Raw genomic sequence first — 12,723 nt, 5'->3', positions numbered from 1 at the left:
ACTGGGCGATCCGGCACGATGTGTGCCGACGACGGTTTGGCAATCACTGCTGGATGCCATGCTTCCGCTTGTCCTGGGTGTGAACAGCGGAGAGGGAGTGGTCAGCACTGTCCGGCAGCACCTGGGCATCGCGGCGTTGCAGGCTGCGGCGCACGAGCGGCCAGAAGACGGCGAGCACAGCCACCGAAATGAGGCTCGTCCAGACCTGGGTGCGCCCGTCACCGTCGGTGAGCAGCATTACCAAGACGATGCCCACCACACCACCAACTGTGAGGATGCCCAGCCACGGGTGCAGCCACATCTTGAGCTTCAGGGCAGCGCGCTCCTCGGGTGTCATCTTCTGCCGCATCCGCATCTGGGTGACCGCGATGAATGCGTACACGAACAGCGCCACCAGCCCCGCAGAGTTCATGATGAAGTCGAAGATGCCCGAATCCGGGGCGACGAAGTTGACGACGACTGCCGCGTAGCCGCCGAGGGTCGACGTCAGCACCGCAAAGGTCGGGACGCCCGACCTCGACTGCTTGGCCACGATGCGCGGGGCAAGGCCCCGTGTGGCGAGCGCCGAGAACATGCGGGCGGCCGAATACAGCCCGGAGTTGAGGACGGAACAGGCCGCGGTGAGAATGACCGCGCTCATCACCAGGCTGGCGCCGGGGAGACCGAAGAGACCGAAGATGTGGGCAAACGGCGCCTCTTTCTTGGGATTCGGAAGCTCGCTCCACGGGACGATCGTCACGATAAGCAGCACGCCACCGACGAAGAAGAGCAGGATGCGCCAGATGACCGTGCTCACCGCTTGCCGGATGCCCTTGGCCTGGTTTTCGGACTCTGCCGCCGCCATCACGGCGATCTCGGTGCCGAAGTACGAGAAGATCACGATCGCGACGCCGCTGATCACGGGCCACCAGCCATTGGGGGCGAAACCGCCGTGCGTCCAGATGTTCGGGATCGAGAAGGCAGAATTTGGCCAGAGCCCGAGAGCGAACAGAGTGCCGACCGCGAGGAACACGAGGATCGCGCAGACCTTCACGCTCGCGAGCCAATACTCGACCTCGCCGAAGGACCGGGCCGACACGAGGTTCGAGGCCGTGAAGAAGAGCAGCAGCACCACAGAGAAGAGCCACTGCGGAACGGCAGGGAACCAACCGGCGAGGATGGACCCGCCGACGACCGCCTCGAACGCGATGACGCCGATCCAGAAGTACCAGTAGAGCCAGCCGACGAAGTAGCCAGCCCACTCCCCTAGGCCGACACGGGCGTACTCCATGAACGAACCGATGGCGGGCCGTGCAGCTGCCATCTCGCCGAGCATCCTCATGGCGAGGAAGACGAGCAGGCCGCCGATCAGGTAGGACACCACCGCGGCCGGGCCGACGGAACGGACGACGTTGCCCGAGCCGACGAAAAGGCTCGCGCCGATGATGCCGCCCAGGGTGATCATCGTGATATGGCGCGACCGGAGCTTCTTGTACTCAAGGCGGGCCATCTTCGGGATCTCCGCAGAGGTATCGGGAGACACCGGCCTATGGCCGCCGTCCGGAATGCGCTCATTCATTGATGGATCTTCCTCTCGATTTCTGCTTGTGGTGTCCCTAGTGGACGCGATGGCGACGTGTAAGACCGTCCTTCGCGGGCGGTGTGTGGATTAGCCCCTGACCCCCTGCACGGACCGACGGCGGCTGCCGCCTGTCGGGACCCGGGCCGTGCGCTTCGGGGGCTAATAGTGTGGCCTGCGTCATCCGATTGTCAACAATCAGATTGATGTTCCGTGGCCGCAGCTCGCTGAAGTGTTGCCAACAAAGGACTCTGTCGTCTTCGGAAGGAGTTTTAGTGCCATTCCAGGACGGACTGCGGCCATCACACTGGAATCCACCCCGTCGCTGATCGCGGCGCAGCTCCGGAAGCTCGCAGGGCAGGGGTCTGTTCCCCGGTGGAAACCAAGTTGCTGCGGACAGGGGCACCACGGCGAGATTCATCCACTGCGGCCGGGTAATCCCGGCTCCACAGAGATTGTGGCGTGACCGGTCGCGGCGCTCCTCGTTCAAGATTCTCGGGCAGGAGGGAAAGCCGCCGCGGAGGACAGGCCACAGTGCCGTGGCCGAAGTCCTCCGAGGCGGCCCAGGTTCGGGCACCCGGACTTGAGCACAGTGCTCCGCCCAACCCGCGGCCCCCGAAGTGCAGGTTTGCGGAACACTCCGCAGCCGCAGAGCCCCAATTGCGTCTAGTTCTAGTGCTTCGGCGCGGTGGTGGGGATGGCCGTGTACTTGTACTCGAGGAATTCCTCGATGCCGACTCGACCGCCCTCGCGACCGATTCCGGACTGCTTGATGCCGCCGAATGGCGCAGCCGGGTTGGAGACCACCCCGGTGTTCACCCCGACCATGCCGACCTCGAGCTCCGCGGAGAACCGGGCAGCCACATCGAGGTCCTGGGTGAAGACGTAGCCCACGAGACCCCACGCGGTGTCGTTGGCCATCCGGATGACCTCGTCCTCGGCGTCGAAGACGGTGATCGGTGCGACGGGGCCGAAGATCTCCGTGCGGCTCATTTCGGCGTCCGCGGGCACGTCGACGAGCACCGTGGGCTTGTAGAAGTACCCAGGCTCCTGCGGCCGGAACCCCCCGGTGAGGACTTTCGCGCCACGAGTGACGGCGTCGTCAACGAGCTGCTGGACCTTGTCGAGCCCGTCCTGGTCGATCAATGGGCCGACCTCGGTGCCCGGAACCGCGCCGTCTCCGACGCGGAGGGCGTCCATGCGTTCAGCCAAGCGGCGGCTGAACTCCTCGGCGACGCCGCGCTGGACGTAGAGCCGGTTGGCGGCCGTGCAGGCCTCGCCCATGTTGCGCATCTTCGCAGCGATAGCGCCGTCGACCGCCCGATCGAGATCGGCGTCCTTCAACACGATGAAGGGGGCGTTGCCGCCGAGCTCCATGGAGGAGCGCATGACGTTCTCCGCTGCCTGCCGAAGGAGGATCTTCCCGACCTCCGTGGACCCGGTGAAGCTGACTTTCCGGGCGATGCCACTGGACATCCAGACACTGACCACCGAGGAGGGGTTGGAGGTCGTGACCACGTTGAGGACGCCGGCGGGCAAGCCTGCCTCGTGGAGGATCGCGGCGAGGGCCAGGGACGTAAGAGGGGCGAGCTCGGCAGGCTTGAAGACCATTGTGCACCCGGCGGCGATCGCGGTGCCGATCTTGCGCGTACCCATGGCAAGGGGGAAATTCCAGGGAGTGACGAGGACGCACGGGCCGACCGGCTCCTTGGTCACGAGGATGCGGTTGTTGCCGTCGACGGTGGTGGTGGAGTCGCCGTCGATACGCGCGGCCTCTTCGGAGAACCAGCGGAAGAACTCGGCGCCGTAGGCGACTTCGCCCTTGGCCTCCGCGAGGGGCTTGCCCATCTCAGCTGTCATGATGGCGGCGAGATCATCGGTGCGGCTGAGGATGATCTCGTAGGCCTTCCGCAGGATGTCGGCGCGGAAGCGCGGCGAAGTCCGACCCCATGATTCCTGCGCCGCACCGGCGGCCTCGATGGCCCGCTGGGCATCTTCCGGAGTCCCGTCGGCGACGTAGGCGATGGTCTCGAGAGTTGCGGGGTTCTCAACGCCGAACTGCTTCTCCGAGGACGCCAGGGTCCACTTTCCGTCTATGAACAGGTCAGTCTGGAGTTCTGGGAGGACTGGGGTGGCGATGCTCATGGGGATGTCCTTCAGTTCGTGGGGGTGTTGCGTGGGTCGACGAGTTCGGCGAGGTGCAGGCTCTTGCGGCTCGGGTCGAGCTGCCTGACCTGCATGGAGCAGCTGAATCCGTCGGCCAGGACCGGGGTGTCCGGGCGGGTCGTCGCGAGGGCTGGAGCGAGTGCCTGCTGTGCGACCTTCATGGAGATGTCGTAGTGCTGGGCTTCGAACCCGAAGTTCCCGGCTACGCCGCAGCATCCGGTCGCCTCCGTGACATCGGCGATGCCGAGGGCCGCGAGGGCCTTGCGCTGGATGGCGGCGCCGAAGGTCGAGTACTCGTGGCAGTGCGTCTGGACGGTGGCCGCGGAGGGCACCGACGCCGGCCTCCACCCGGCCTCCACCCAGTCGGTGACGGCTTCGGCGAAACTGCGGATCCTCGAGGCCACTCTTTGTGCCTTCTCGGTACCGAGGAGCTCGGGTGCTTCCTTCTTCATGGCTGCGGCACAGCTGGGCTCGATGACCACGATTGGAGCGTCGGTGCCGTCGTCGAGCTTCTCCACGGCCTTCGTCAGGGCCTTCTTGGCGGTGTCGAGCTGGCCGGTGGAGATCCAGGTGAGGCCGCAGCACGCATCGGTCTCGCAGGAGACGGTGCGGCCGGTGTCGGCCACGACCCGGGCGGCGGCACCGGCTACCTCCGGTCGGAAGCCCTTGGTGAAGGAGTCGACGAACAGGACGACGTCGGCCGGACTGACCGCGCTGTCGAACCCTTCCAGCTCTTTGCGGAGCATGGCTCGTGAGGCGAACCGCGGGAGAGCACGCTCGGTGGCCAGCCCCCCAATCTTGGCGATGACCTTGCGCAGCGGTGTGGCCAGGACGGCGTTGACGAACGGGCTGGCATGCGCGGTGAGTTTGAGCCAGAACGGCAGCCATCCAAGGGAGAAGTGCGACATCGGCCGCAATCGCCCCGCGTAGTAATGCGAGAAGAACTCGGACTTGTATGTCGCCATGTCCACCCCTGCGGGGCAGTCGTGCGAGCACGCCTTGCAGGCCAGGCACAGGTCGAGCGCCGCGCGCACGTCCTCGGAACGCCAGCCCTCGTCAATGCTGCGGGCCCGACGGACCATATCCTGCAAAACGCGGGAGCGGCCTCGGGTGGAGTCCTTCTCGTCACCAGTAGCCCGGAAGCTGGGGCACATCACGCCGCCAGCTTCCGAACGACACCGCCCCACGCCGATGCAGGCCTGCACCGCGTGGACCCAAGGATCCGTCCCTGCCTCTTGGGCGTCGAGGGGCCTCAGCTCGAAATGGGTCCGCCATTCGCGGTCGGGGATCCCCGCGAGCGCCAGATGAGCGTCGATCGGGTCCGGGTCGGTGATCGAGCCCGGGTTGAGGAGCCCGTAGCGGTCCCACGCCCGTCGGTACGCAGCGAACGCCGTGAGCACGGCCGGGGTGTACATGACCGGGAGGAACTCGCTTCTTGCGCGCCCGTCACCGTGCTCGCCCGAGAGCGAGCCTCCGTGGCGGACCACGAGTTCGGCGGCTTCCCGAGTAAACTCCCGAAAAACCTTCCGGCCCTTGTCGGTGCGCAGGTCGTAGGTGATCCGGATGTGCATGCACCCTGCCCCAAAATGCCCGTACATGATGCCGGTCAGTCCGTGCTCAGCAAGCAATTCCCGGAAATCGGCAAGATAGTCGGCGAGGTTCTCGGGCGCGACGGCAGAGTCCTCCCACCCCGGCCAGGACTCACCTCCACTTGCAGGCCGGGAAGACAGCCCGGCACCGTCCTCCCGTACCCGCCACAGCGCAGCCCGCTCGGAAGGATCAGGGACGGCACGGCCGTCTAAGATGCGCCCGTTGGCCCTGAGCCGTTCGACCAGTCGCTCAGCGTCCTCGGCTACCTGTTCCGGCCCCTCGCCGTCGAGGTCGACGTACAGGAAGGCTTTTCCCGCTGGAAGCCCGGTGATCGAGTCGGCGCCGCGACGCAGCCGCATCGTGTCGACGATCGCCTCGTCGATGCCTTCCACCGCTGCGGGTGAGAACTCGAGGATCGTCCCGATGTCTCGTGCGGCATCGACCACGTCCTCGTAGCCCAGGCACACCAGAAGGGCACTCGGGCTCTTGGGCACCAGCCCCATCCGCGCCCGCACGACGACGGCACAGGTCCCTTCGGATCCGGCGAGGGCCCGGGCGACGTTGAAGCCCTTCTCGGGCAGTAGATGCGAGAGGTGGTACCCGGAGACCTGCCGATGGATCCGCCCGAGCTCGGTGCGCAACGGCGCAAGATTCGCTCGCGTGAGCTCCTTAAGCTCTTCGTCGAGCTCGAAGGCCCGCGAAACGGAAAAAGCATCGGCCGGGTCGGTGGCACGCAACCCGCCGTCGAATGCGGTGAGGCGTGCCCCGTCGGAGGTGACGACGTCGAGCTCGACTACATGGTCCGAGGTTCGACCGAACCGCACGGAGTGATTGCCGCAGGCGTCGTTCCCGACAGCACCACCGACCGTCGCCCGGGTCTTCGAGGACGGGTCCGGGGCGAACGTCAGCGAACCTCCCGTGACACGCTCGGCCGCACGGGAGAGCACGGAGAGCACGACGCCCGGATCGACATCCGCGACACCCGCAACGTGATCGATCGAGTGTATGCGGTCCATGTGCCGGGAAAAGTCCAGAACAATGCCGGGGCCGATCGCGTTCCCGGCCATCGACGTCCCTCCGCCGCGGCTGACCACAGGCGTGCCCGTGGCGCGGCAGATATCCACGACAGCGACCACATCGTCGACGCCCCGCGGGAAGACGACAGCCACCGGAGGAACCCTGTAGTTGGAGGCGTCGAACGAGTACGCGGCAAGCCGATGGCCCGTCGTCTCCACCGGCACGCCAGCGGACTCGATCCTGGACAGTGCGGCTGCGACGTCCGCGACGGCGAGGATGTCTTCGGTCATCCGGTCAGGCTCCGACCGCGGCGGGGGCACTGACCACAGCACCCACGGCGGCCTCGAACCGCTCCAGCCCCGTGGCTATCTCAGCCTCAGTGACGACCAGAGCGGGGATGAGGCGGACGACATTGCCCTCAGGACCGCACGTGAGAGTCAGCAGCCCCTGCGGGATGGCAGCCTGCTGGACGGCCGCGGCCGTGGCCGCATCGGACGTCCCGTCCGGGCAAGTGAATTCGATGCCCGCCATGAGACCGATCCCGCGGACGTCGCCGATCGCAGGGAAGCGGCTCTGGATGTCCTTGAGACCGGCGAGCAGTTCGTTGCCGCGCACGCGGGCGTTGTCGACGAGCCCCTCTTCCTTGATGACCTCGAGTGTCGCGACACCGGCGGCGGCCGCGACCGCGTTGCCGCCATAGGTGCCCCCCTGCGAGCCCGGCCATGCCTTCGCCATCGTCTCGGTCGACGAGGCGATGGCAGAGATCGGAAACCCGGAAGCGATGCCCTTGGCCGTGATGATGATGTCGGGCGACGACTTCGAGTGCTGGTGGCCCCAGAACTTGCCGGTGCGGCCGACACCGGCCTGAACCTCGTCGAAGATGAGCTTGATGCCGTGACGATCCGCGCGCTCACGGAGACCGTCCATAAAGGCCGGAGGCGTCGGGAGATAGCCGCCGTCTCCCAAGGCCGGCTCGATGAGGAACGCTGCTGTGTCCTCGGGAGCAGTTCGCGTCTTGAGTAGGTAATCGAGTTCCTTCAAGGCGAACGCGACAGCAGTCGCCTCGTCCATGCCGTAGCGGTAGGCATATGGGAACGCGGACATGTGCACACCGGCCATGAGCGGGGCGAAGCCCGCCGAGAACTTCGTGCCGGCGGTCGTCAACGAGGCCGCCGCGACAGTGCGGCCGTGGAACCCGCCCTGGAAGACGACGATATTCGGCCGGCCCGTGGCCATGCGGGCGAGACGGACCGCCGCCTCAACCGCCTCCGATCCAGAGTTCGCGTAGAAGACCGAGTCCAGCCCCTCGGGCAAGACCTCCCCGAGCTTCTCGGTCAGTTCGAGCAACGGCTTGTGCATCACCGTCGTGTACTGAGCGTGGATAACCTTGCCGACCTGCTCACGGGCGGCCTCCACGACCTTGGGATGACAGTGACCGGTGCTGGTCGCACCGATGCCCGTCGTGAAGTCGAGGTACTGCTCACCATCGGTGCCGAAGACCCAGCTGCCAAGGGCATGGTCCACGACCACGGGAGTCGCCTGCTTGAGGATGGGGCTCAGAGAAGTCATCGTCCACTTTCACAATCGAGGTGCGGGCAGCACCTGAGAACGCACCGGCATGCCGGAATGAAGGCCGGTCGAGGAGGCCGATCCGGCGCCGTGCGCCCCAATACTGAAGCCGCGATTGCAGATTGTCAACAATCCTACAAAGAGACTGTCTGTTGGCGCCTCGCCTTGGATGCAGGCATGTTGCTCGCGATGATTTCCGATCGCCAGCGGCCATCGGCGTCCCGGCCGCGCGCCGTCACCGGAATGTTGAGCTCGTGACAGGCGCGAACCTGTCGGGTTCCAAAAGTCGGCCGCGCCCGTGACCTGCACTGATCGACACACAGCGGTGATCCAGGAATGATCGTGCGCCGTGCCGTTGCGCCTGCTCTACCTGATCTTCATCCGGCCTGTGGGCTGGCTGGCATTGCTCGGCCGTTCGTCGGCAGCCAAGGATGCGGAGTTGCTGGTCCTACGCCACGAGGTCACCGTGCTGCGCAGAACGACCCCCAAACCGCGCCCGGACTGGGCCGACCGGGCAGTCCTTTCCGCGCTCATACGGCTGCTGGCCGCGCCCCTGCGCGGATACCGGCTGATCACGCCAGGCACAGTCATGCGCTGGCACCGCCGCCTGGTCGCCAAAAAGTGGACCTACCCGCACCGATCCGGACGTCCACCCATCAACGAGACGCTCGCCGCGCTGATCGAGCGGATGGCCACGGAGAACGCGACCTGGGGACATCAACGAACCCAGGGCGAACTCCTCAAACTCGGCCATCGCGTTGGTGCTTCGACGATCCGCAGGATCCTCAGGCGACGGCAGATACCGCCGACGCCATGCCGAAACACCGACACGACCTGGCGGCAGTTTCTGCGCACCCAGGCCTCGACCATACTGGCAGCCGATTCCGGGCCGCCAAGTTCACCTTCCTCATCCGCGATAGGGCCGGTCAGTTCACGGCGTCGTTCGACACGGTCCTGGCTGACACCGGCATCCGTGTCGTGAAGATTCGTACCGGCTGCCCCGAGCGAACTGCTTCGCCGAGAGGTTCGTGCTTACCACTAGAACCGAACTCACCGATCGCATGCTGATCTTCGGTGAACGACACTTGCGAACCGTGCTGGCCCACTACGTTCAGCACTACAACGGTCGGCGACCGCACCGAGGTCACCAACCCCGGCCTCCGCAGGCGGACCACCCCATCCCCAACCTCAACCACGAACGAATCAGACGCAGATCAGTCCTGGGAGGCTTGATCAACGAATACGAACGCGCAGCATGAAACCGCAGGTCAGCCCCACAGACAGAGTATTGAAACCCCACAGGACACGTACACGCAGGTGGTTCACGAGATCCCCAAGCTCCAGGATGCAAAGAGCCTGGACGATGCCGCGTGGATCGCGACGATGAACGAGAAGGAGAAGGAGACCGGCGATAAGCTGCTCGCGGCCAACCATGCTTTCTTCAAGAAGATCAGGGATCGCGGCCTGAAGCACCCGGACGAGCGCCCGTTCCTGATGAAGATCGCAGACGGGTTCGACACCGTCGTCACCGCAGTCATCAACTTCGTGGAAAAGGCGGCCGATTGGCTGGCCAAGAAGGTCGAGTGGGTCTGGAACAAGATCAAGGAAGCAGCCGGCTTGGGTCTGGGACAAGATCACGTCCGCGGCGAAGGCCGTGGCGCACTTCTTTGGGCTCTGACCAGCGGACACAGGAAGGGAAGGCCACCGGCGAGCGCCGGGGGCCTTCTGCTGTTCCAGTCAGGTCCCCACGGAGCCGCTTGTGTGAGCTAACCGTTGCTTTCTCGGCGTGTACTGGCGGCACACTCAGCAACGCTGGCGCGGCCAACGGCGCCGCGTCAGAACTCGTCTCCCTCGAATACGTCGCTGTACCACTACGGCAGGGTGACCTGGCAGTTGCTTTTGGGCACCTCGCCTGCGTGGCGATCAGCGCCCGTGATCACGCGAATTACGTGCCCAGTACGCCTGTTCGGCCTCCAGCCGGGGGATCAGTTCCTCTCGGGTGAGATTGTCGAGATCGGCCCAGGTGAGCCGTTTGAACCGAGCCATCAGAGCGAGCCTATCCGCCGGTGCTGGGCGTCGATGGAGTCGTATACGGTCTGCTTGCGCTGCCGCAGGTCGGCCCACGGTGCGCGAGAGCTGATCACGATCGATCCCGGGCTGTTCATCGCGGACTCCGGCCGTAGGTGGTGCGGCGGGCCCGCGCGGCGCTGGCCTCGGCGTGGGCGGCTCGTCGATGAGGTCATCAGGCACCGCCGGGGGCAGGTCCGACTCATCTCCGCACTCCTCGCTCCGGTGCAGCGGCGTGATCTGCCACAGGTAGCGCCACGAGATCAAAGCCATGCCGAGCAGCAAACGCGCCCCCGCGAGCGCGCGGCGGACGAAAGAAACCTTGGACGCCACAACGGCACTCCTTTCGCACGGATCGCCCAGGCCGGGCATGCTCGTGTCATGCCCCGAAACGCCAGCGATGACACGGGGAGGACCAGTGGTCGTTCGGGCACTGCACCAGGTCGGGCTGCGCAGCACCCATCTGCAGGTGCTGTCGCTGGGGTCGGTTCTGCTGTGCTTGGGCCTGTGGGTCAGGGCCAAGACCGTCGACGAGGAACAGCGCGGCAACGCCGAACGCCGAGCCCTGTTCACCGGTTTGTGGCCACCAACGCTGTGGTTGATCGGTGCTTCACTGCACGAATTCGAACGAAGTCGCGATGCGCGCTCCACTGCTCCGGGGCGTTGACTACGTCTCAGCTCTGGGGAAATTGCGGCACCGCCAGGTGAATTTCACCGCTGAGCAAGTCCAACCGCCGGAATGGCACTTCGACACCTACCGCCAGTACCTCGCGCGCGAGCGACCAGGCCCGCCGGAGCCCGGCGGCGCCTGGGAGATCGCCTGCCAACTCGTCCGGGACTACGAGTTCTCGGTGCCCGAGATCGTCCGTGCCGTCTACGACGGCCGCAACCCGCTGCTGGGGCGGGACATGCTCCTCGAAGGGCGCTTCCACGGGTTGCGCTTCTACATGGGCGTGCGTGTGACCCATGTGGTCGACGAGACGCGTGGCGGCTCGCAGCAGGTGTGGGGCTGGGCTTACGCGACGCTCGAAGGCCACCTCGAGCGCGGCAGGATGAGCTACGAACTCGTCAAGGACCTGGCGTCCGGCGAGGTCGAGTTCGTGATCACCGGCTTCTCGCAACGCTCGCCCGCCCTGGGCCCGATCACCCGGCTGGGCTGGTTGCTGTTCGGTCGCCGCATCCAGCTGCGCTTCTACCGCCAGTGCGGCGCACGCCTGCGCAGGCTGGTGCAAGACCGTCTCGCAGGCGCCACCGCGCCGGCGACCGCGCTGCACGAGGGAGACCTGGTGCTTGCGCCCTCCGGCATCCACCCCACCGCTGGCGATCTGCTCACCGTACGGTGGCACCATCCGGGTACCTGAACATACGAATTGCCCGACCGGTCCAGCATTGCGAAGATCCCGTTGAGTTCCGACTTGTATGTAGCTACCAGTTGGACAGGTCGGATGATCACTGGCCGGTCTGCGCCCAAGCCCGGCAGAACGCCTCTCATCAGCAGGCGAGAACGGCAAACCCACCAGGTTTTGCCTTCGGAAGGAGGTGTGTGCGATGCCGGTGCTGCAGTTCGACCCGTTCCGCGATATCAGCCGGTTGGCCAACGAGGTGTTGACTGCGGCGCGCACGCCGCAGCCCATGCCGATGGATGCCTACCGCCGCGGCGAGGAATACGTCGTCGAGTTCGACCTGCCTGGCATCGACCCCGGGTCGCTGGAGGTCACCGCTGAGCACAACACGCTGACCGTGCGCGCGCAGCGCAGCGCGACCGAGTCCAGCAGTTCGGACGTGAGCTACCTGGTCACCGAGCGCCCCACCGGCACGTTCGCCCGGCAACTCCAACTCGGCGCCGCGCTGGATGCCGACCGCGTCCAGGCCGAGTACCGCAACGGGGTGCTGACCCTGCGCATCCCGGTAGCCGAGCAGGCCAAACCCCGCCGCATCAACGTCGCCCGAAGCGACGAAGCCCGCATGATCTCCGGGCCCACCACGGACCCCGATTAAACAGTCGACCTCTTCCAGCCCGCCGTTCATGCAGCCCGGAGGGCTGGCGCGTTCCTACTCCGGTTCCCGAGCGGGTGGATTTTCGAGGAAGGCGCGGAGCTGGTCGGCCGGGAGCGGGCGGGAGAACAGCCAGCCTTGGTAGAGATCGACTCCGAGGTCGCTGAGGACCCGGGCCGGCGTGCATCCGGGCGGCAGCCCGTCCACGAGACGCCGCGCCAACGCCGTGAGCAGTTCGTCGCCGGCCTCGTGGCCCAGCGCGTCGTTGGCGCGCTTGAAGTCTGTGCCGGACACCGCCTGGCCAATAAACGGGACTCCCGCCAGACTCATCCCGGGATTGCCGTCCCGGCGCAGGAGCCAGCCTTCGTCCACATGGCTGCCGAGCTCGGCGGCCTGAGCCAGCTGCCATTCCGCGTGGTCGGCGACGCCCGGTTCCGCCGGGGAGAACACCGAGAAGTGCTTCCCGATGATCTCCTCGCTGCGATAGCCCATGATGCGTTCTGCCCCGTCATCCCAGCCATCCACCCGACCGGCCGCATCGAGCGCGAAGATCGCGTACTCCTGCAGTCCCGCGGCCAGCAGACCGAGGCGCGCCTCAGCCTTCGACTGCAGCCGCGCAATCCCGCCGTGCCCACCCCGGGTCACGAACTCGGTATCACGTTCCTCGACCATCGGGCCCCGATGCGTTCGATCCTCACCCTGATTTTCGCACCGACGCAGCCGGACTACGACTACAGCTTGCCGTCGAGCAGCACCCCGGG

Annotated in this window: 12 protein-coding genes; 6 read left to right on the top strand and 6 right to left on the bottom strand. The window is 66.1% G+C overall.

Annotated features, from left to right (window positions below):
• Positions 1–43: 43 nt before the first annotated feature.
• The 4 genes from FDZ84_RS19925 to FDZ84_RS19910 all read right to left on the bottom strand — a co-directional run bounded on the left by FDZ84_RS19925 (position 44) and on the right by FDZ84_RS19910 (position 7,900).
• A complete protein-coding gene (locus FDZ84_RS19925) occupies positions 44–1,489 on the bottom strand; it encodes an amino acid permease (protein WP_210435728.1) in 1,446 nt (481 codons plus the stop codon).
• A gap of 741 nt (positions 1,490–2,230) precedes the next feature.
• Complete coding sequence (locus FDZ84_RS19920; protein ID WP_168587142.1) at positions 2,231–3,703, bottom strand: NAD-dependent succinate-semialdehyde dehydrogenase; 1,473 nt, start codon at positions 3,701–3,703, stop codon at positions 2,231–2,233.
• 11 nt (positions 3,704–3,714) lie between these two features.
• Positions 3,715–6,621 carry an FAD-binding and (Fe-S)-binding domain-containing protein gene (locus FDZ84_RS19915; protein WP_168587141.1) on the bottom strand — a complete coding sequence of 969 codons (2,907 nt, stop codon included), beginning with the start codon at positions 6,619–6,621 and terminating at the stop codon, positions 3,715–3,717.
• A gap of 4 nt (positions 6,622–6,625) precedes the next feature.
• Complete coding sequence (locus tag FDZ84_RS19910) at positions 6,626–7,900, bottom strand: aspartate aminotransferase family protein (protein ID WP_168587140.1); 1,275 nt, start codon at positions 7,898–7,900, stop codon at positions 6,626–6,628.
• Positions 7,901–8,249: 349 nt separating this feature from the next.
• On the opposite strand from FDZ84_RS19910, the gene FDZ84_RS19905 reads away from it, so the two are divergent.
• From FDZ84_RS19905 to FDZ84_RS19900, 3 genes are read left to right on the top strand one after another with little or no spacing between them, the layout of a single operon-like run.
• Positions 8,250–8,882: a hypothetical protein gene (locus tag FDZ84_RS19905; protein ID WP_246868289.1), complete on the top strand. Its 633-nt coding sequence runs from the start codon at positions 8,250–8,252 to the stop codon at positions 8,880–8,882.
• A 46-nt stretch (positions 8,883–8,928) separates the two neighbouring features.
• Entirely contained in the window at positions 8,929–9,159 is a 231-nt protein-coding gene (locus FDZ84_RS39015; protein ID WP_246868288.1) for a transposase, read from the top strand.
• A gap of 58 nt (positions 9,160–9,217) precedes the next feature.
• Complete coding sequence (locus FDZ84_RS19900; RefSeq protein ID WP_168587139.1) at positions 9,218–9,670, top strand: hypothetical protein; 453 nt, start codon at positions 9,218–9,220, stop codon at positions 9,668–9,670.
• Positions 9,671–9,823: 153 nt separating this feature from the next.
• Here the strand turns inward: FDZ84_RS19900 and FDZ84_RS37850 are convergent, their stop codons facing one another.
• Entirely contained in the window at positions 9,824–10,300 is a 477-nt protein-coding gene (locus FDZ84_RS37850) for a hypothetical protein (protein ID WP_210435005.1), read from the bottom strand.
• 85 nt (positions 10,301–10,385) lie between these two features.
• Here FDZ84_RS37850 and FDZ84_RS19890 point away from each other — a divergent pair, with 85 nt between their 5' ends.
• The 3 genes from FDZ84_RS19890 (at position 10,386) to FDZ84_RS19880 (ending at position 11,965) form a co-directional block, all read left to right on the top strand.
• Positions 10,386–10,634, top strand: a complete 249-nt coding sequence (locus FDZ84_RS19890) for a hypothetical protein (protein WP_168587138.1) — start codon at positions 10,386–10,388, stop codon at positions 10,632–10,634.
• Positions 10,606–11,328 (top strand): DUF1990 family protein, encoded by a 723-nt coding sequence (locus FDZ84_RS19885; RefSeq protein ID WP_168587137.1) that lies wholly within the window; start codon positions 10,606–10,608, stop codon positions 11,326–11,328. Before FDZ84_RS19890 ends, FDZ84_RS19885 begins: the two co-directional genes overlap by 29 nt.
• A 187-nt stretch (positions 11,329–11,515) precedes the next feature.
• Positions 11,516–11,965, top strand: coding sequence for an Hsp20/alpha crystallin family protein (locus FDZ84_RS19880; protein WP_168587136.1), 450 nt, complete (start codon positions 11,516–11,518; stop codon positions 11,963–11,965).
• Between the two features lie 54 nt (positions 11,966–12,019).
• On the opposite strand, the gene FDZ84_RS19875 is transcribed toward FDZ84_RS19880, so the two are convergent.
• Positions 12,020–12,634, bottom strand: coding sequence for a diguanylate cyclase domain-containing protein (locus FDZ84_RS19875; protein ID WP_168587135.1), 615 nt, complete (start codon positions 12,632–12,634; stop codon positions 12,020–12,022).
• Positions 12,635–12,723: the final 89 nt, after the last annotated feature.

Origin of the sequence: Saccharopolyspora sp. ASAGF58 (genome assembly GCF_012277335.1) — a bacterium.
In the GTDB taxonomy this organism is placed as follows: Bacteria; Actinomycetota; Actinomycetes; order Mycobacteriales; family Pseudonocardiaceae; genus Saccharopolyspora; species Saccharopolyspora hattusasensis.
This window is presented reverse-complemented; position numbering and strand designations above follow the sequence as displayed.